This window comes from Pseudomonadota bacterium, assembly GCA_036141575.1.
Lineage (GTDB): Bacteria > Pseudomonadota > Alphaproteobacteria > UBA2136 > JAPKEQ01 > JAPKEQ01.
Map to the genome: position 1 here is coordinate 75,989 of JAYZXF010000011.1, position 16,807 is coordinate 92,795.

The window sequence follows — 16,807 nt, forward strand, 5'->3', positions numbered from 1 at the left end:
CGTTTTTCACTGGTCTTAATATCCTTGGGGCTGTTATAAAATAAATAAGAAATTTGACTCGTAAAAGACCAGAGAGGGAAGACACATGAGCACAGTGGTAAATGCAACAGATGCAAGCTTTGACGCAGACGTAATTAACTCAGAAACACCAGTTCTTATCGACTTTTGGGCACAGTGGTGTGGGCCTTGTAAGCAACTTGCGCCAATTCTAGATGAAGTGGCAACTGAACTAGACGGTAAAGTTAAAGTTGTGAAAATGGACATTGATGAAAACCCAGAAACACCATCTAAGCTTGGTGTGCGTGGTATCCCAACAATGATGCTTTACAAAGGCGGTGAAATGGTTGATGCCAAAGTTGGCGCAATGCCAAAGGGTGACATCGTTTCTTGGATCGAATCACACGCTTAAGCAAACCTTTTTGAACAGCCTTTGCGCTTTTTGCCTGCTCAAGTACCTCTTGTACTCGGCGCATTCAAAAACCACAAAATTTGATTCAAAAATGAATTGCTTTCATTCAGCTGATTGATAGCGAAAAAACTTGAAATGCCCGCTTTTAGCGGGCATTCTTTTTGAGCAAAATAAATTCACAAAAAAATAGGGGACGTTATATGACGCATGCATCATCACAAGAAATTGCACTTATTGGTTACGCTTCAGGTTGGGGCGCAGGAGATAGTGGCTGTGGTGAGGCTCCCCTCTTTCTTAAAAAACACGCCTTTGAAGAAACGCTTAATCGCCATGGTATGAAGGCTGGCTGGCACAGCATTATTGAGCCTAAAATTCCATTTTCAGAAGAACTCGCAAAAAACTATAAAACATCTGATAGCCGTCGTGAGCTGGTTATGGATGTTCTTGAGCGTCTGACATCTGATGTGTCTTCTGCTCTTTCAGAAAGCAAACTTCCTGTTGTTATTGGTGGTGATCATTCTAGTGCTGCAGCAACATGGAGCGCGCTGACAGCAGAATTGAGTGCACAAGAAAAATTTGGCCTCATCTGGCTGGATGCACATATGGATGCACATACACCAGAAACCCGCCATCAAGGGAAATGGGGTGGCCATTATCACGGCCAACCTTTAGCAGCCCTTCTCGGGGAAGGGGAAGAGCCTCTTCCTTCTCTTGGTACAGCAGGGACTAAGCTCGCGCCTGAACATGTGACGCTGATTGGTATTCGCTCATTTGAACCGGGTGAAGAAGCTTTTCTTAAGCGTAAAGGCGTTAAGGTTTACACAATGGATGACGTGCGTGCCCTTGGGTTTGAAACCTGCTTTAAGCATGCACTTAAGCGTGCAACCAATGGGACAGCTGGATACGGTATTTCCATTGATATGGACGGCTTTGATCCAGAATTTGCACCTGCTGTGGGGACACCTGAAAAAGGCGGCCTTATGGCGGATGACGTTTTAAATGCTCTAAAAGGGCTAAGGGGAGACAATTCCTTAAAAGGGCTTGAGCTTGTAGAGTTTAACCCGTATAAGGATGAGGATTCTAAAACATATGATCTTATGTTCCGTTTACTGAAAACCTTGTATGGAGAGGAGTTCTAAGCATGTCTGATACTCAGAAGAGCTGGATTGAACACGAAGAGCAGGTTGTTGCTCATAACTATGCACCGCTTGGTGTGGTGCTGAGCCGCGGTAAAGGTTCCAAAGTTTGGGACATGGACGGTAAAGAGTACCTTGATTTCATGAGCGCTTATAGCGCTGTGAATGCTGGCCATGGTAATCGCCGTTTGCTGAGTGTGCTTATGGAACAAGCATCTCAACTGGCCATTACGTCTCGTGCGTTTTATAACGACCAGCTTGAGCCATTTGCGCGTGCATTGTGTGATGTGACAGGCCTGGACATGGTTCTGCCAATGAACACGGGCGCAGAGGCTGTGGAAACAGCCATTAAAGCTGCGCGTAAGTGGGGCTACCAGAAAAAAGGTGTGGAAGCGAACAAGGCTGAAATTATCGTCAGTGGCGGTAACTTCCATGGTCGTACCACAACGATTGTATCTTTCTCTGATGATGAAGAGGCAAAGGCAGATTATGGTCCTTACACACCGGGCTTTAAAACTGTACCGTTTGGTGACGCGGAAGCTTTGCGTAACGCCATTACCCCAAACACAGTTGCCTTTCTGACTGAGCCAATGCAGGGTGAGGGCGGTATTATTCTGCCACCTGAAGGCTGGTTGAAAGAAGTGCGCAAAATTTGTACGGAAAATGATGTGCTGTTGATTGTGGATGAAATCCAAACAGGCATGGGTCGTACAGGTAAAAACTTTGCTTTTGAACATGAAATTGCCGAAGAGAAGCCAGATATGCTCTTGCTTGCTAAAGCAATTGGTGGAGGTCTTTTCCCGCTGAGTGTTTGTGTTGGTAAAAGGCATGTGATGGAAGTATTCACACCAGGTACGCATGGTTCTACTTGGGGCGGTAATCCGCTTGCTTGTGCTGTTGGTAAAGAAGCTGTGGCCATTTTGGTGGAAGAAAAGCTTGCAGAGCGCAGTGCAACACTGGGTGCATATCTGAAAAACAAGCTTGAAGCTCTGAACACATCTCTGATTACAGAGATCCGTGGTGCAGGCCTTTGGGTTGGTGTCGATATTGATACGACAAAGGTGGAAGCAAAAGCTGTGGCGAAGGCTCTCTTGAAGAAGGGCGTCCTCTGCAAAGAAACTCATGCAAAAACATTGCGTTTGGCGCCGCCACTCGTGATCACTGAAGCCGAGATTGACTGGGCTGTTCAGCAGATTCAGGACGTCCTTGCGTCTTTTGATGCACAGGCCGCATAAAAAATCGATAAAAAATAAAAGGGCCCCTATTGCGGGGCTCTTTTTTTGTGTTTAGACTGCTTGGGTATAACGCATAGAAGGAGTCCGCCTGTGCATACCCAAAACGATGTAGATAAGAATATTAACCTGACCCTTATTGAGGCAGGTTTTTCAGGGATTATGGCCAACCTGATTACAGGTGTCCTACTCATTAAACTTGCCCTAGAGCTTGGCGCGACAGGTGTAGAAATTGGTTTACTTGGCGCTTTCCCATTTCTTTGTCAATTTGCGCAAATTCCAGCGGTTATGCTGATTGCCCATTTTGGGCGTCGTCGTGTTTTTGGCCTTCTGGGTTCAATGGGCTACCGCCTTGCTGCACTTGGTATTATTGCGTCTCCATTTATGTTTGAGGCTGAGGTGGCTTTAAAACTGATTGTTCTTCTTTCCTTTATGCAGCATTTTTCTGGTGGGTTTTCAACGGGGGCGTGGAATGGTTGGATTCGTGCACTGATCCCAGAAAAGAAACTTGGTTCTGTTTTTGGAAACCGCATGTTTTACTTTACCCTTACAGGGACTATTGCCGCAGTTGTTGCGGCTATCGGGGTTGACTTAGGGACCGCCTATAATGAGGAATGGACCATTCCTATTATTCAAATTTGTTTTGGTCTTGGTCTTGTTGCCGGGATGTTCTCGTTTTATTACTACGCGCGTTGGCCTGACGTGCCTGCAGAAACAGCGCCGCCAATGGCCATGATTCGAGAGTTTATTTTGCCGCTTAAAGATGCCAGCTTTAGAAAACTGATCTTCTTCCTGTTGTGCTTACTTTTTGCTTTTAACCTCGCGGTGCCATTCTTTACGGTGTACATGCTACAAGTGATCTCTCTACCTGTGACTTACGTTATGGGCTTTTGGGCTCTTGGGCAGTTTATGCAGGTACCATTCTTTAGGTGGTGGGGCATGATTGCAGACCGTTTTTCACATACGGCTGCGCTTGGTGCGTGTTTGCCTTTCTTTGTGATTTCACTATTGTTGTGGCCTCTGACAACTTTGCCAGAGCCGCACCCTTATACAATTCCAGTCTTGATTTTGATTCACCTGCTTATTGGTGTAGGGCTTTCGGGAGTCATTCTTTCTACACAGGTGATTGCGCTTAAAATTGCACCGCGTGAAAAAGCATCAAGTTACATGGCAACATCAACAATGCTATCATCGCTCTCTGCTGGTATTGCCTCTATTGCTGGTGGTTACTTTGTAGAAAAGTTAGATGGTTATAGCCTTGGACTTAAATTCCTTTGGACAACACCAGCTGATGCCACTGCTGTTGTAGCTTACGATATGCGTAACTACGATTTCCTATTTGTTGGTGCAGCAATTTTGATTCTGCTTATTATTCCTCTTCTTGCGACAATCAAAGAAGAGGGTAAGGTTCGCCCAGAAGAGATTCGCAAACTGATGCGCTCACGTGCAATGGGTATGTTTAGATCGTTTACAACGGTCGCAGGCCTACGCCAGCTCACAACTTATCCGATGTCACGTGTTGTGGAGCGTCGTAAAAACCATAAGCTTCGTGCTCTGATTAATGGAGACGATAAAAAAGACCTGTAAATCAGGTCTTTTTTATTTCTGAAGTTAAACGTATTAGTTGCCACCAACCCCGAGAATTGTGCCGCGCTTACCACCATGGGCAAGAAGTAGGTTCGCAATATCAAGGTGACCATAGTCCAGTGCAAGATCAATCGCTGTACGGCTGTTTCTGTTGGTTGTATTGGCATCTGCACCACGCTCTAGCAGGTATTTGGCTACATTAAAGTGTCCATAGATCACTGAGATCAACAGTGCGTTATTACTGTTAATATCGCGCGGCCTTAGGTTTGCACCAAGATCCAAAAGTTTTTTAGTGAACTTAATTGACCCTTTGTAAGATGCCAACATAAGTGGTGTAATACCAAAGCGGTTTTGGTGGTTATAGTTGGCACCAGCTTTAATAAGTGTATCAAATAGCTCAGCATTATTGTTTTCAATGGCGTAGTAGAGCGGAGTCCATTCTTCCGCATTGGTTGCATTGACTTGCGCTTTTTTAGCAATGAGGCGCTCTACAATATTTAGGTTGTTGTTTTTAGCGGCAACAATAAGCGGCGTTTCTTCAATAGAGTTGGCGATGTTTACATTTGCGCCAGCCTCCAGGAGAATTTCAATAATCTGAGTCTGGTCAGCACGCACAGCTGTGAGAAGTGGGTATGTTCCAAATGAATTTTGTTTATTCAGGTCATGGCCAATTTGTAAAAACAGGTAAACCGCATCAGTATTACCTGTGCGGGCAGCGTTAATGAACCCTTCTACAGTGTTGGCAAAGCCCATATCTTGGAGCTTTTCAATCATAATAATGCGTTTTGAAATTTCTGTATCAGATAGGCCCATTTCACGGAACTCAAGAAGTTGCTTGATGTAAGCCTCATCACGTCTAATGTTGCTTTCGTCTTCCGCCACTACATCGGTTTCTACCATTTTACCATCTTTAATGCGTGATCTTTTTTGAAGCTCTGTTGATTCATTAAACTCATTGAGTTCATCTAAAGTTTTCTGGTTCTCAAATGCTTCAGGTTCTTCTTGCAGAAGGGCACGCTCAAAAATATTTTGAGCATAGAGATTGGGAGCTACACAGAGCCCTAGCGCAACAATAAGTGTTTTATTCATTTTTTTCATACGTATCTTATATTATAGTGTTAAAACGGTTGACATTACAGCCCTAATGCGTAAAAAATCCGCATATTAAACATCACATAATTAAGTAAGCACAGAATATGCCAAACGAATACAGAACACACACGTGTGGAGAACTTAACAAAACTCAGGTTGGTGAGACAGTCACTCTCTCTGGATGGATTTACCGTCGCCGTGACCACGGTGGGGTTGCTTTTATTGACTTGCGTGATGCGTTTGGTATTACTCAAATTGTATTTGATCCACAAAGTGCAGGGACTGACCTGATTGATAAAGTGACGCATACATCACTTGAAACAGTGATCCGTGTTGAAGGTAAAGTTGTTGCGCGTGATGATGCGCAAGTGAACCCGAAAATGTCGACAGGTGAAATTGAAGTTGATGTGGCATCTATGGATGTTCTAAGCGCTGAAATTGAGCAAATTCCTTACAACATTAGTGATGAATCAGTGCCAGAAGAAATGCGCCTGAAGTACCGCTTTATGGATCTTCGTACAGAGCGTATGGCTCGTAACATTGATCTACGTAGCGATGTGATTGCTTCTATGCGTCGTCGTATGTGGGATCTTGGCTTTAAAGAGCACCAAACGCCACTGATTACAAGTAGTTCACCAGAAGGTGCGCGTGACTTCCTTGTCCCGTCTCGTGTACACCCAGGTAAGTTCTACGCTCTTCCACAAGCGCCACAGCAGTTTAAGCAACTTCTTATGGTGAGTGGTTTTGATAAGTACTTCCAAATTGCACCTTGCTTCCGTGATGAAGACGCCCGTGCTGACCGTTCACCAACTGAGTTTTACCAGCTGGATATGGAAATGAGCTTTGTGACGCAAGAAGACACATTTGCAGCATTTGAAGCGGTGTACCCGCCACTTCTTGAAGAATTTTCTGACTTTACAGGCGTGAAGTATGACGTTGACCAAGGTCCACTACGTCGTATTCCTTACGCTGAGTCTATGTTGAAATACGCATCAGATAAGCCAGACCTTCGTATCGCCATTGAAATTATGGATGTAAGCGAAGATTGGGCTGCTTCTGACTTTGGCGTATTCAAAGGCATCGTTGAAAAAGGCGGCCATGTTCGTGCAATCCCTGCACCAGGGGCTGCTGCACAACCTCGTAGCTGGTTTGAAAAGCTTGGCTCTTGGGCACAAAAGTCTCTTGGTATGCCAGCGGCTCCAGGTTACATCACTTGGGCTGAAGGCGGCTTTAAAGGCCCACTTCTTAAGTTCATCTCTGAAGATAGTGTAAAAGCTATGTTTGAGCGTGCTGGTCTTAAAGAAGGTGACAGCCTATTCTTCGTTGCTGGTAAAACACCAGACCTTTACAAGCAACTTTCTCCACTGCGTGTACGTATTGGTGAAGACCTTGGCCTTAAGGAAGAAAACGCATTCCGCCTATGCTGGATTGTTGACTTCCCAATTTACGAGCGTGATGAAGAAACAGGTAAGCTTGATTTCGAACACAACCCATTCTCTATGCCACAAGGTGGTATGGAAGCGCTGGAAACAAAAGATCCACTTGAGATTAAAGGTTACCAGTATGATGCGGTATGTAACGGTTTTGAAATCCTGTCAGGTGCGATTCGTAACCACCGCCCAGATATTATGTACAAAGCTTTTGAGCTTGCTGGCTACGATAAGAGCACAGTAGATGACCAGTTTGGCGGTATGATTAACGCCTTTAAACTTGGCGCTCCTCCACATGGTGGTTGGGCAATCGGTGTTGAGCGTACAATTATGCTCCTTGCTGATACAGCAAACATCCGTGAAATTACAGCCTTCCCGATGACACAGCGTGCGGAAGACCTTCTGACAGGTGCTCCAAACGAAGCGTCACCAGAGCAAATGATGGAACTTCACCTGAAGCATGTAAACCTGCCTCAACCTGAAGAAACAGCTGTTGCTTAAGGCAAAACACTTTAAAAACCCTCTCAAGCGAGAGGGTTTTTTCTTGTGAAGCCCTAAAAAAAATCAAATATTTTACATATTGTTGTTTGTACTACTTATTTTGTGTTGTATACTAATTCAATCTATCAATCTATATCGTAAATTTTGCTCCACTTATGGAGCCCCGCCTACAAAGGCGTTCTTCTCTTTTCCGAAAGGAGAGAATCATGTTTAAAAACATGGTCTACAAAAATACCATCAAGTTTATCTTTACCTTGGCTGTGCTCGCCACTGCTGGCTTGCTGGGCTATGGTAAAGGTGTTCTGGATCCTTTTATCCTTGAAGTCGGTACTGTGCCATTTTGGTGGTGTATCGGCATTTGTGTCGCTATCGCTTGGGTCTGGTTTAATCTGTTGCGCTCTGGTCTTGCACTCGACCGCGCCATGATTGATGCCAAAAAGACAAAAGCTTATCTGGACGATGAGTCTGTTGATCCGACTGATCGTGTTTTGACAATGGTGACTGGTAACATCACTGGTGTGAGCCAAGATTCCATTGTTGCACGTCTGTATCTTCGGATTGGCAAGTCGCTCAAAACCAATGCCAAATACCAAATCAACATCAACAACTTTCAGGACCGCTTTAACAGCGAGCTTGGTCGTCGGTTGATGTGGGTTCTAGGTGTGTCTGGTCTTTTGACCGTTCTTGGTCTGATCGGGACATTTGCCGGCTTTATGTTCGGTATTGAATCCCTTGGTTTGAGTGAATCCATCGTCTTTGAAGAAATTGTGGGCAAGATTGGTTCTGCTCTCGATGGCTTTAAGACAGCTTTTGCAACCACACTGTATGGTGCTGTTGGTTTTGCGGTTGCCACCTATTTGGCAATCACCCAACGCATGAATGCAAGTGAAGTCAGCAATACGGTTATCACCATGACGGACACGCAAGTGTTGCCAGTTGTGAATGATCCTGAGCTGGTTGTTGGCTTGATGCAAAAATGGAATGAACTGAAAACTCAGCAGGAGGAATCGTAAGATCCCGCTGCGTAACATAGAAGGAGTGTCACATCATGCGATTTGACAATTCTTTTGATGACTTCGGCGGAGATAATGCGGTTGCGAATTTGATCGCGGATGCGTGGGCCGGCTTTGCCGGCACACTGCTCATCCTTATTATCCTCTTGCTTCTGGTTATCAATCCAAAGGCCGACCCTGTCGAGCCAGAAGAATCCGCACTGTATATTACCTCTGTGTGGGACACGGGCCTTCCCTACCGGGATGATCCGAACAGTTCCCGCCGTGCTAAGCTTGAATCAGCTGGTGTTCCGATTCAGCCTGGTCACTCCATGTCAGACTTTGACTTGTGGGTGGCTTATATTGCTGATGAAGGTGGCCGCTGTGAGCTTGTGGGTTATCCCAGCCAAATCCGTAAATCACCTCTCCTGAAATTGGACGAGGATGATCGCGGCTGGTCGGGATCTGACCTGAAGGATGACATCAACCGTGAGGTTGTGGGCGCACGTAGCCTTCGTCTTCCTGCAGGACAGTACATTGTATCGGTACACTTGTTCTCTAGCCGTGACCCGGTGAGTGAAGAAGTACCGCTGCTTGTAGACTTGAAAATTGAGGTCAACAAAGATCAGCCTGATCGTTACCTGATTGAACATCAAATTCCTTACACGCGTTCGCGTATGGAGTATGGTGTACAGTTTCGGGTGAATGAGGATGGTCAGGTCATTGAATCTTCAGTGCTTGCACCCTCAACTGAAATGCGTATTGCAACGGCGCCCGGTGGCCGGAACTCAATTTGTGGTTCCTCTTCGCCCCGTAGGCCTGGTCCGCACTCGCGTTAAAGGAGAAAGCTATGTATGACTTTCTAATGGAATATGTCATGGATGGGCGTTCCTTGGCCGTGGTGTATGTGGTTTCCGCTGCACTTGGTGCTTTCCTTCTTATCTCCACCGCTGTGGGCGTTTCCGCAGCGTTGGGGGTGAAGGTTCGCCCTTGGGTCGCACTGTGTGTGGCCAGCTTGGGCGCAGTCCTGTTTGCTGTGAATACGCTCATTCAAGTCAATATGCCTAACGTCATTTATGATGGCGCTTATAGCCAAGGTAAAAATGACTACATCGGCATGCCGAACCCTGGTTGTTTTAGCGTTGTTTACGACGCTGAAGGACAGCCCCGAATGATGTTTGGGGCAGGGCAAACGGTCGACCGAGTGGTTGAACCTGTGCTGGACGCTGAAGGCAATCCTAAGATTGGTGAGAACGGGAAACCGCTTCTGAAGCTGATTGAAGGCGCTGACCTCGTCAAGTACACGCTGCGGGCACGTCCTGTCACTGAGCGTGGCTATGTTTACCTTTGGGTGAGCTCGCCGGTTTATCCGGAAGTTCATTCTTGTAAGCTTTATCAGGACCAAAAGAACAATGATCTCGCACAAGGCCTCCAAGAGGCTTGGGATCAGGTTCATGGCACTGAGCCGGAAGGCGAAGGCGAACAAGGTGAAGGTGAGCAGGGTGATGCCGAACAAGGGCAACAGCCTGGCCAGCAAGGCCAAGGACAAGCGCAAGGTCAAGGTGAACCTAAGCCTGATATCGAATTCACTATGCCTGTTGAAACAGAACAGGACGGTGAAGTTACGGAAGAGGCTCAAGGTGAAGAAGGTGCAGAAGGTGAAAAAGGTGAAGGTGCAAATGCCCAAAACCAAGATCCTGATGGGACGCCGTCTTCGGGAATGATTACCATCGTTCCTTATGATCCTGACTTGCCGCCTAAGCAGTAAGTCTCTGACAAATCGAACTCAGAAAAGGTGCCTACGGGCACCTTTTTTGTTGCCTGCTTGTAAACATATAAAAAGGAGTGCTATGATATGGCTCACAATTTAAAAGGAGAGGGGGATAATGCCTATGTTTGCAATTGCCAAAACGGAAGCTGCTGTGGGGCTTTCTCCTATCCAAACATCTCACCCTGAAAAACCAACCGCTGGTGAAGTGCAAATTAAAGTGCACTACGCAGGCCTGTGCGGTACAGATATGCACATTTATAACTGGGATGCATGGTCACAAGAGCATGTGAAGCCTCAGCGTATTCTTGGTCATGAATTTGTGGGTGAAGTGGTTGCTGTTGGTGACGGTGTTACACGTGTAGAAACAGGGCAAATGGTGAGTGGTGAATGTCATGTCGTATGTGGTGTCTGTTCACTCTGTAAAGCTGGCAAAGCACACCTGTGTGAACAAACAGAGATTATTGGCGTGCACCGTGATGGTGCCTTTGCAGAAGTCTTTAATTTCCCTGAAAGCAATGTATGGCCTGTTCACTCTTCTATTCCAACAAAGCATGCGGCGATTTTTGATCCACTTGGTAATGCAATGCACACGGTAGACGCAGCTGATGTGGGTGGTAAAAATGCTTTAGTTGTTGGAGCGGGAACCATTGGTCTTGCTGCGGTTTCAATGGCGAAATCGCGTGGTGCAAAACGTGTGTTTGTCTTTGAGCCAAACCCTGAAAAACGTGCTCTTGCTCTTCAATTTGGTGCAGATGAAGCCGTAGATAGTGCGGATGCAAATAAGTGGAGTGTCCTTAAAGGCGTAGAGATTGGATCTGTTCTTGAAATGAGTGGTCATCCAGCAGGTATGAATGATGCTTTTGAAGCAGTTCAGGCTGGTGGTACAGTTGCGATGCTTGGTCTCCCAAGCAGTGAAATTTCCTTTGATTTTGCAAAACATATCATCATGAAGGGTGTTTCTGTACATGGTGTGATCGGCCGCAAGATGTATGAAACTTGGGAACAGGTCGATACATTCCAGCGCTCTCATGCAGATACAGTGGAAAAACTCATTACTCATACGGTTAAAGCTGAAAACTTTGAAGATGCTTTTGCCCACATGAAAGCCGGAAAAAGCATTAAAACAGTCCTTGATTTTAGCCATTTTTAATCTTTTTTGACATAAATCATGGGATAGTGCTTGAAACAGGCTTAAAAATCCATATATTAGACAAGCTTTAAATATCTGAACTTACCTATTTGCTGGGTTTCCAGTAATTTCTCTGAGGCGTTGTGTTTGTGTAGCCTCTATACTTGCCACTCCCTGAAAAGGACTTCCAATACATGAGTAAGATTACTTTCATCGACCGTGCCACCCCAGAGCAATTGAATACTGTTAACCAAATGGTTGACCAAGGATTCAAGCTGATGGATACCAATGCACCGTTTAATGAAAAGCTTGGTGTGGTGCCAATGATGAAGCGAGAAGGTGAGCAAATCTATATTTTGGTTTGCGGTGATACCTGCTCGGAAGAGGAATGGCAGAAAGCTTGTGTGAGCTAGACCATTCAGCGAAACGAATTAAACTTAAAGGGTGCCCACAGGGCGCCCTTTTTTCATTTTTAAAATTCGTGGTATGCTTGTGCCACAAAAATTGAAGAAGAGGAGCACCTGCCCATGAACACATCATTTCAGTCTCACCTAGAAACAGAGATTCAAGGCCATAAAGAAGCAGGGACTCTTAAAGAGCTTCGCCACCTGGATGCGCCGATGTCTGCTCATACAAACATGCGTGAAGCGGGCGGTGAAGTGGTTGTGCTCTCTTCTAATAACTATCTTGGTCTGGCCAATCACCCTCATGTGGTTGCCTCAGCAAAAAATGCGCTTGAAAAATATGGTAATGGTACAGCGTCTGTACGCTTTATCTGCGGTACTATGACGATTCATGAAGAGCTTGAAGAGAAACTTGCGAAATTTCATGGCACAGAGTCATGCATGACGTACCCATCTTGCTGGTCAGCCAATACAGGACTCTTTCCAACCATTTGTAAACCGGGTGATGTGCTTCTGAGTGATGAGCTGAACCATGCCAGCATTATTGATGGTTGCCGTCTGGTTTCTAAGGCTGTGCAGAGAGATGTTTATAAGCATAGCGATATGGCTGACCTAGAAGCCAAGTTAAAAGCGTCTCAGGATGCGCCTAACCGTTTTGTGGTGACAGATGGTGTCTTCTCTATGGAAGGAGACATTGCAAAGCTTCCTGAGCTTGTAAAGCTGTGTAAGACGTACAATGCGGTGCTTATTGTTGATGATTGTCACGGCGTGGGTGTACTTGGTGAAACAGGTAAAGGTATTACCCAACACTTCGGTCTTGAGGGGCAGGTTGATATTATTACAGGAACTGTTGGTAAGGCACTTGGTGGCGCCGCAGGTGGTTATATTTGTGGCTCTAAAGAGCTAACACAGCTTCTTGTACAAAACTCACGTCCACACCTCTTTTCAAACGCCATTTCTCCTGCAACAGCTGGGGGCACAATTGGTGCGCTTGAAGCGCTTGAAAGAGAGCCTGAGCTCATGACAAAGCTACATGCGAACGTGAAGCAAATGCGTGATGGTTTGAAGGCTCTTGGCTTTAAACCTCTCGATGGGGAAAGTGCGATTATTCCAATTATTGTTGGCGATACCGCCCTTGCCATTCAAATGGCGGATGAAATGTTAAAACAAGGTTTCTTTGTGACAGGGTTTGGGTTCCCTGTGGTGCCAGAAGGCGCTGCGAGACTGCGTATTCAGATGAGTGCTGCTCTAAGTGAATTGGATATCTCTAACGCATTGGATGCACTTGCAATTATCGGTAAAAAGCATGGTTTGATTTAAGTTTGCAGCATTTAAAAATAATGATTTAAGCTTGACGGAGAGAGGATATCCTTCCATAACAGTATGTAACAAGTGAATCTGTGGTCCTTTCTATCTGGAGGTTTCTCCATGAAAAAGCTACTCCTTGTTGCATTTCTGTTCTTTACCCCTGCTTCTGTAATTGCTGGACCTGCTGATGTTGATTGGCAGCTATTTGAGCACCGTTATGGTTCAGATAAACCCACTTACAGAACGCACAGGCGTCAGTCTGGTAGTTCCAAAAATATTACAGGAACCCAGGCAGAGGAAAAAATTCGCCGCATGCGTCGCGGTATCAATTGCTCTTTTGGTGAATGGCAATGCAGAATCACCCCAAAAATGAAAGGCTTGTTTAAGCCTGACGGTATTAAGCTGAAAATGCGCCGCGAATGGTAATCGACTTTATGGTTCTCCTGTTTAGGAGAGCCTTTTTTCTTGCTTGATATTTATGCGCTTTCTGTGCACTCTTAGCCCCATGAATAAAACACCACTTAGCCTTATTTTGTACCAAACAGAGATTGCCCAAAACATGGGGGCAATGGCACGGACTTGTGCAGCGTTTGGGGTGTCTATGCATGTGGTTGAGCCCCTTGGTTTTATTTGGAATGAGCCGAAAATGCGTCGTGCCGGTATGGATTACTTAGATCAGGTTGATTTACACCGTCACTTAAGTTTTGATAAGTTTATACAGGCTAAACCTCAGGCCAGCCGTCTTGTGGTGATGACAAAGTTTGCAGAAACAGAACTGCAGGACTTTGCTTTTGAAGAAGGCGATATGCTATTGATGGGGCGTGAAAGCACTGGTGTAGATGAAGATGTTCTGGATGTAGCAGATGCGCTGGTTAAAATCCCGATGCTACCAGAAGCTAGATCCCTCAACGTGGCACAAAGTGCAGGTATGGCAACGTTTGAGGCCTTGAAACAAATGAATAAACTTCCATCAGGAGAAGACAAATGACATTTAGAGCTGACTTTGCCGCTTGGATTAAACATTACCAAGAGCGCGTGACAGAAACGTTTGAAGATTTAGATGGTAGTGGCAAGTTTGATGTTCAGCCGTGGGTGAAGCCTGAAGGTGAGATGCTTCAGGGCCATGGTGAAATGCGTGTGATGCGTGGTGAAGTTTTTGAGAAAGTGGGTGTGAATTTTTCACATGTACATGGCACGTTTAGCGATAAGTTTCGTGAACAAATTCCGGGTGCAGCAGAGAGTGGTGGTGAGTTCTGGGCTTGTGGCGTCAGCCTTGTTGCCCATATGGCAAATCCAAAGGTGCCAGCAGTTCATATGAACCTTCGTCGTATTGAAACATCTATCGGCTGGTTTGGTGGCGGTGCTGATCTCACACCATACTTCCCATATGATGACGATACAAAACTCTTCCATGATGCACTGAGAGAACCTTGTGATACTTACGGTGCTGATACCTATGAAACATATAAAAAAGCCGCTGATGAGTACTTCTTTTTGCCGCATAGAAATGAGCCGCGTGGTGTTGGTGGCACCTTTATTGAAGGCTTAAACAGTGGTGATTTAGAGAAAGACTGGCAACTGATTCAAGGCACAGGTGAAGGGTTCTTAAAAGCTTATGCTGAAATTGTTGAGCGTCGCATGAATGAACCTTTTACAGAGGCAGACCGTGAACACCAACTTGTGCGTCGTGGCAGGTATGTTGAGTTTAATCTTCTGCATGATCGTGGTACTAAGTTTGGCTTTGAAACAGGTGGAAATACAGAAGCGATTTTGATGAGTATGCCCCCTGTCGTTAAATGGCCCTAAAGAAATAATCCTACCCTTATTTCTTTAGGGAGGCTGTGCGTATCGTTTAAAAAATGTTTTCGCTTATGCTTAGAGAATTTATAAATATGCGTTTTATAAACCTGTAGCCTTTTGTTTCTTTTAATGTGGATTTCTTTTATACTGTCTCCACAATAAAATAAGGATTCAAAAATGGCAGGCTCTCCTCTATACCCACCAGTTCGCCGTGGCGATGCAAGTAAACAGGCCCATGTGTCAGTGCCTAAAGATACATACGAGGAAGAGCTAGGCACGGAAGGGTTTGATGGCCCTGCAAGCCATATTTACCATAAAAAACCACCAACAGGTTGGACGGGAATTAAAGGCCCTAAGCAGCCGCGTTGTCTCTATCTAGACACCTTTGTTGGTAGCGACTCTGATGTTGAAAAAACACTCATGTACAATGATGAAGTGCTGCTGAGTGGTTGGCACCTTGGTGAAAGCATGACATACCTGCGCCGTAACGCGCTTGGTGACCGTTTAATGTTTGTGCACCGTGGTGAAGGGACGCTGATTAGTGAGTTTGGTGCCCTTAAGTTTGTGGAAGGGGATTACCTCTTTTTGCCACGCGGCGCTACATACCAATTGCAGCTCACTTCAGAAGATGCATTCCTTTACACGATTGATGGCATTGAAAGCCATATTGGCCTGCCAGAGCGTGGCCTGCTTGGTAAGCATGCCCATGCAGACCCAGGTGTTTATCGTTTGCCTGAAGAAAATACAGAAGGCAGCCACGGTAAAGGCAAAGAATGGGTTGTGCGTGTTGAAGACGCAGATGGTGTCACTGAACTCACTTATGAATTTGACCCTGTTGATGTAACAGGCTGGAAAGGGGATCTCTTCCCTTACGCTCTAAACTGGCGTGATATTCGTCCTATTATTTCTCATAACTATCACCTGCCACCCTCTGTGCATGCCACATTTGTTGGGGAAGGCTTTTATGTGATTTCATTTGTGCCACGTCCACATGAAAGCACTGAGGATGCGCAGAAGGTTCCGTTCTATCATCGTAATATTGATTATGATGAGACGATCTTCTACCACGCTGGAAACTTCTTCTCACGCTCTACAGTGCGTGAGGGCATGATTACGCTTCATCCGCGTGGGCTTCATCATGGGCCACACCCGAAAAAATACCGTGAGCAAGATAAGCTTGCTGGTAAAATGGCACAAGAAGTAGCTGTGATGGTTGATACAAGACGCCCACTTAAAGTGGTTAGTGACCTGCCAGAGGGTGCAGAAGACACTGGTTATGCCATGAGTTGGAAAGAGTAAGTCTTGAAAGTTTAAGGCATTACCCCTATAAAAGAGAGGTCATGTAACCTCTCTTTTCTTTTGCAAAAAGGATAACTCCTATGATCAAACGTGTTCTTGTATTTGGTGCTGCTCTGGCATCAATGGTGATACTTTCGGCTTGTGGTTCTGACCCTGCACCCAAAGTAACCGTAACGAGCGGTGGTGCTGGTGAAGTGAATGCAACCCTCAGCGCAACGCCAGCTTTGGACTCTTCGGAAGAGTGGTTCCAGCTGGAGAACATCACATTTACTGATGACAGTGGCCGTGAAGTACTTGTGGTCTTTGACTACAACTCAGCACGCTACAACCAACTGAAGCGCCATAAAGGCAGTATTGCAGACGGCCTTGGCCGCGGCGCTGCTGAACAGCTCAAAGAGAATTTGCCAGGCCGTAACTTGCTTGGTAAAGGTACAGACTTGGTCCAGGGTGAAGACACCTGTAAGGTGATCAAAGCCACACTGGACTATGTTGTTGTTGAGCGCTGTGCCGGCGGGGATCGTTATGTTCTGACGCTGACAGATGAGGCAAAAGTGAACTCTGTTCACTTTGTTGATAACTCTGGCAGTGAGTTCCCCAATACTGTGACGGTCTACCAAACCAATTTCCGTGGAAAGACGGACCGCTTTGAATTCAATATGCTTCGTTGAAGCTTTTTCGAAAAATCAAAAGCCCCCTTTGCGGGGGCTTTTGTTGTGT

The 16,807-nt window shown here is 45.7% G+C and carries 17 protein-coding genes; 16 read left to right on the forward strand and 1 reads right to left on the reverse strand.

The genetic code is table 11. From position 1 onward, the window contains the following. The first annotated feature begins 85 nt into the window (after positions 1 to 85). The 4 genes from trxA to VX730_04750 all read left to right on the forward strand — a co-directional run bounded on the left by trxA (position 86) and on the right by VX730_04750 (position 4,364). Positions 86 to 409, forward strand: coding sequence for a thioredoxin (gene trxA, locus VX730_04735; GenBank protein ID MEC9291690.1), 324 nt, complete (start codon positions 86 to 88; stop codon positions 407 to 409). A 200-nt stretch (positions 410 to 609) separates the two neighbouring features. Continuing rightward, on the forward strand, positions 610 to 1,548 hold the full coding sequence (locus VX730_04740) for an arginase (protein MEC9291691.1): 939 nt from the start codon (positions 610 to 612) through the stop codon (positions 1,546 to 1,548). A gap of 2 nt (positions 1,549 to 1,550) precedes the next feature. Beyond that, the gene (gene rocD, locus VX730_04745) at positions 1,551 to 2,780 is read left to right on the forward strand and encodes an ornithine--oxo-acid transaminase (GenBank protein ID MEC9291692.1); all 1,230 of its coding nucleotides are present in this window, start codon (positions 1,551 to 1,553) and stop codon (positions 2,778 to 2,780) included. A 90-nt stretch (positions 2,781 to 2,870) separates the two neighbouring features. Then, positions 2,871 to 4,364 carry an MFS transporter gene (locus VX730_04750; protein ID MEC9291693.1) on the forward strand — a complete coding sequence of 498 codons (1,494 nt, stop codon included), beginning with the start codon at positions 2,871 to 2,873 and terminating at the stop codon, positions 4,362 to 4,364. 33 nt (positions 4,365 to 4,397) lie between these two features. Here the strand turns inward: VX730_04750 and VX730_04755 are convergent, their stop codons facing one another. Next, the gene (locus VX730_04755) at positions 4,398 to 5,453 is read right to left on the reverse strand and encodes an ankyrin repeat domain-containing protein (GenBank protein ID MEC9291694.1); all 1,056 of its coding nucleotides are present in this window, start codon (positions 5,451 to 5,453) and stop codon (positions 4,398 to 4,400) included. Between the two features lie 107 nt (positions 5,454 to 5,560). Between VX730_04755 and aspS the strand changes: the two genes are divergently transcribed. From aspS to VX730_04815, 12 genes are all read left to right on the forward strand, one after another. Further along, positions 5,561 to 7,387, forward strand: a complete 1,827-nt coding sequence (gene aspS, locus VX730_04760; GenBank protein MEC9291695.1) for an aspartate--tRNA ligase — start codon at positions 5,561 to 5,563, stop codon at positions 7,385 to 7,387. A gap of 206 nt (positions 7,388 to 7,593) precedes the next feature. Then, positions 7,594 to 8,400 carry a hypothetical protein gene (locus VX730_04765; GenBank protein MEC9291696.1) on the forward strand — a complete coding sequence of 269 codons (807 nt, stop codon included), beginning with the start codon at positions 7,594 to 7,596 and terminating at the stop codon, positions 8,398 to 8,400. Positions 8,401 to 8,435: 35 nt separating this feature from the next. Beyond that, positions 8,436 to 9,218 carry a hypothetical protein gene (locus VX730_04770; GenBank protein ID MEC9291697.1) on the forward strand — a complete coding sequence of 261 codons (783 nt, stop codon included), beginning with the start codon at positions 8,436 to 8,438 and terminating at the stop codon, positions 9,216 to 9,218. An 11-nt stretch (positions 9,219 to 9,229) separates the two neighbouring features. Beyond that, on the forward strand, positions 9,230 to 10,147 hold the full coding sequence (locus VX730_04775) for a hypothetical protein (GenBank protein ID MEC9291698.1): 918 nt from the start codon (positions 9,230 to 9,232) through the stop codon (positions 10,145 to 10,147). A 118-nt stretch (positions 10,148 to 10,265) separates the two neighbouring features. Continuing rightward, positions 10,266 to 11,300, forward strand: coding sequence for an L-threonine 3-dehydrogenase (gene tdh, locus VX730_04780; protein MEC9291699.1), 1,035 nt, complete (start codon positions 10,266 to 10,268; stop codon positions 11,298 to 11,300). 173 nt (positions 11,301 to 11,473) lie between these two features. Next, positions 11,474 to 11,692, forward strand: a complete 219-nt coding sequence (locus VX730_04785) for a hypothetical protein (GenBank protein ID MEC9291700.1) — start codon at positions 11,474 to 11,476, stop codon at positions 11,690 to 11,692. Between the two features lie 114 nt (positions 11,693 to 11,806). After that, positions 11,807 to 13,003 carry a glycine C-acetyltransferase gene (locus tag VX730_04790; protein ID MEC9291701.1) on the forward strand — a complete coding sequence of 399 codons (1,197 nt, stop codon included), beginning with the start codon at positions 11,807 to 11,809 and terminating at the stop codon, positions 13,001 to 13,003. A gap of 108 nt (positions 13,004 to 13,111) precedes the next feature. Continuing rightward, on the forward strand, positions 13,112 to 13,417 hold the full coding sequence (locus VX730_04795) for a hypothetical protein (GenBank protein MEC9291702.1): 306 nt from the start codon (positions 13,112 to 13,114) through the stop codon (positions 13,415 to 13,417). A 79-nt stretch (positions 13,418 to 13,496) separates the two neighbouring features. Next, complete coding sequence (locus VX730_04800; protein MEC9291703.1) at positions 13,497 to 13,979, forward strand: tRNA (cytidine(34)-2'-O)-methyltransferase; 483 nt, start codon at positions 13,497 to 13,499, stop codon at positions 13,977 to 13,979. Then, positions 13,976 to 14,797, forward strand: coding sequence for an oxygen-dependent coproporphyrinogen oxidase (hemF, locus tag VX730_04805; GenBank protein ID MEC9291704.1), 822 nt, complete (start codon positions 13,976 to 13,978; stop codon positions 14,795 to 14,797). Before VX730_04800 ends, hemF begins: the two co-directional genes overlap by 4 nt. 171 nt (positions 14,798 to 14,968) lie before the next feature. After that, the gene (locus tag VX730_04810) at positions 14,969 to 16,090 is read left to right on the forward strand and encodes a homogentisate 1,2-dioxygenase (protein MEC9291705.1); all 1,122 of its coding nucleotides are present in this window, start codon (positions 14,969 to 14,971) and stop codon (positions 16,088 to 16,090) included. A gap of 80 nt (positions 16,091 to 16,170) precedes the next feature. Beyond that, a complete protein-coding gene (locus tag VX730_04815) occupies positions 16,171 to 16,758 on the forward strand; it encodes a hypothetical protein (protein MEC9291706.1) in 588 nt (195 codons plus the stop codon). Positions 16,759 to 16,807 lie beyond the last annotated feature (49 nt).

Coding starts and splice junctions, on each gene's coding strand:
- VX730_04810 (MEC9291705.1), top strand. CDS start 14,969: ATGGCAGGCTCTCCTCTATACCCACCAGTTCGCCGTGGCGATGCAAGT.
- VX730_04790 (MEC9291701.1), top strand. CDS start 11,807: ATGAACACATCATTTCAGTCTCACCTAGAAACAGAGATTCAAGGCCAT.
- VX730_04815 (MEC9291706.1), top strand. CDS start 16,171: ATGATCAAACGTGTTCTTGTATTTGGTGCTGCTCTGGCATCAATGGTG.
- tdh (MEC9291699.1), top strand. CDS start 10,266: ATGCCTATGTTTGCAATTGCCAAAACGGAAGCTGCTGTGGGGCTTTCT.
- VX730_04755 (MEC9291694.1), bottom strand. CDS start 5,453: ATGAATAAAACACTTATTGTTGCGCTAGGGCTCTGTGTAGCTCCCAAT.
- rocD (MEC9291692.1), top strand. CDS start 1,551: ATGTCTGATACTCAGAAGAGCTGGATTGAACACGAAGAGCAGGTTGTT.
- VX730_04800 (MEC9291703.1), top strand. CDS start 13,497: ATGAATAAAACACCACTTAGCCTTATTTTGTACCAAACAGAGATTGCC.
- aspS (MEC9291695.1), top strand. CDS start 5,561: ATGCCAAACGAATACAGAACACACACGTGTGGAGAACTTAACAAAACT.
- VX730_04785 (MEC9291700.1), top strand. CDS start 11,474: ATGAGTAAGATTACTTTCATCGACCGTGCCACCCCAGAGCAATTGAAT.
- VX730_04765 (MEC9291696.1), top strand. CDS start 7,594: ATGTTTAAAAACATGGTCTACAAAAATACCATCAAGTTTATCTTTACC.
- VX730_04740 (MEC9291691.1), top strand. CDS start 610: ATGACGCATGCATCATCACAAGAAATTGCACTTATTGGTTACGCTTCA.
- VX730_04770 (MEC9291697.1), top strand. CDS start 8,436: ATGCGATTTGACAATTCTTTTGATGACTTCGGCGGAGATAATGCGGTT.
- hemF (MEC9291704.1), top strand. CDS start 13,976: ATGACATTTAGAGCTGACTTTGCCGCTTGGATTAAACATTACCAAGAG.
- VX730_04795 (MEC9291702.1), top strand. CDS start 13,112: ATGAAAAAGCTACTCCTTGTTGCATTTCTGTTCTTTACCCCTGCTTCT.
- trxA (MEC9291690.1), top strand. CDS start 86: ATGAGCACAGTGGTAAATGCAACAGATGCAAGCTTTGACGCAGACGTA.
- VX730_04775 (MEC9291698.1), top strand. CDS start 9,230: ATGTATGACTTTCTAATGGAATATGTCATGGATGGGCGTTCCTTGGCC.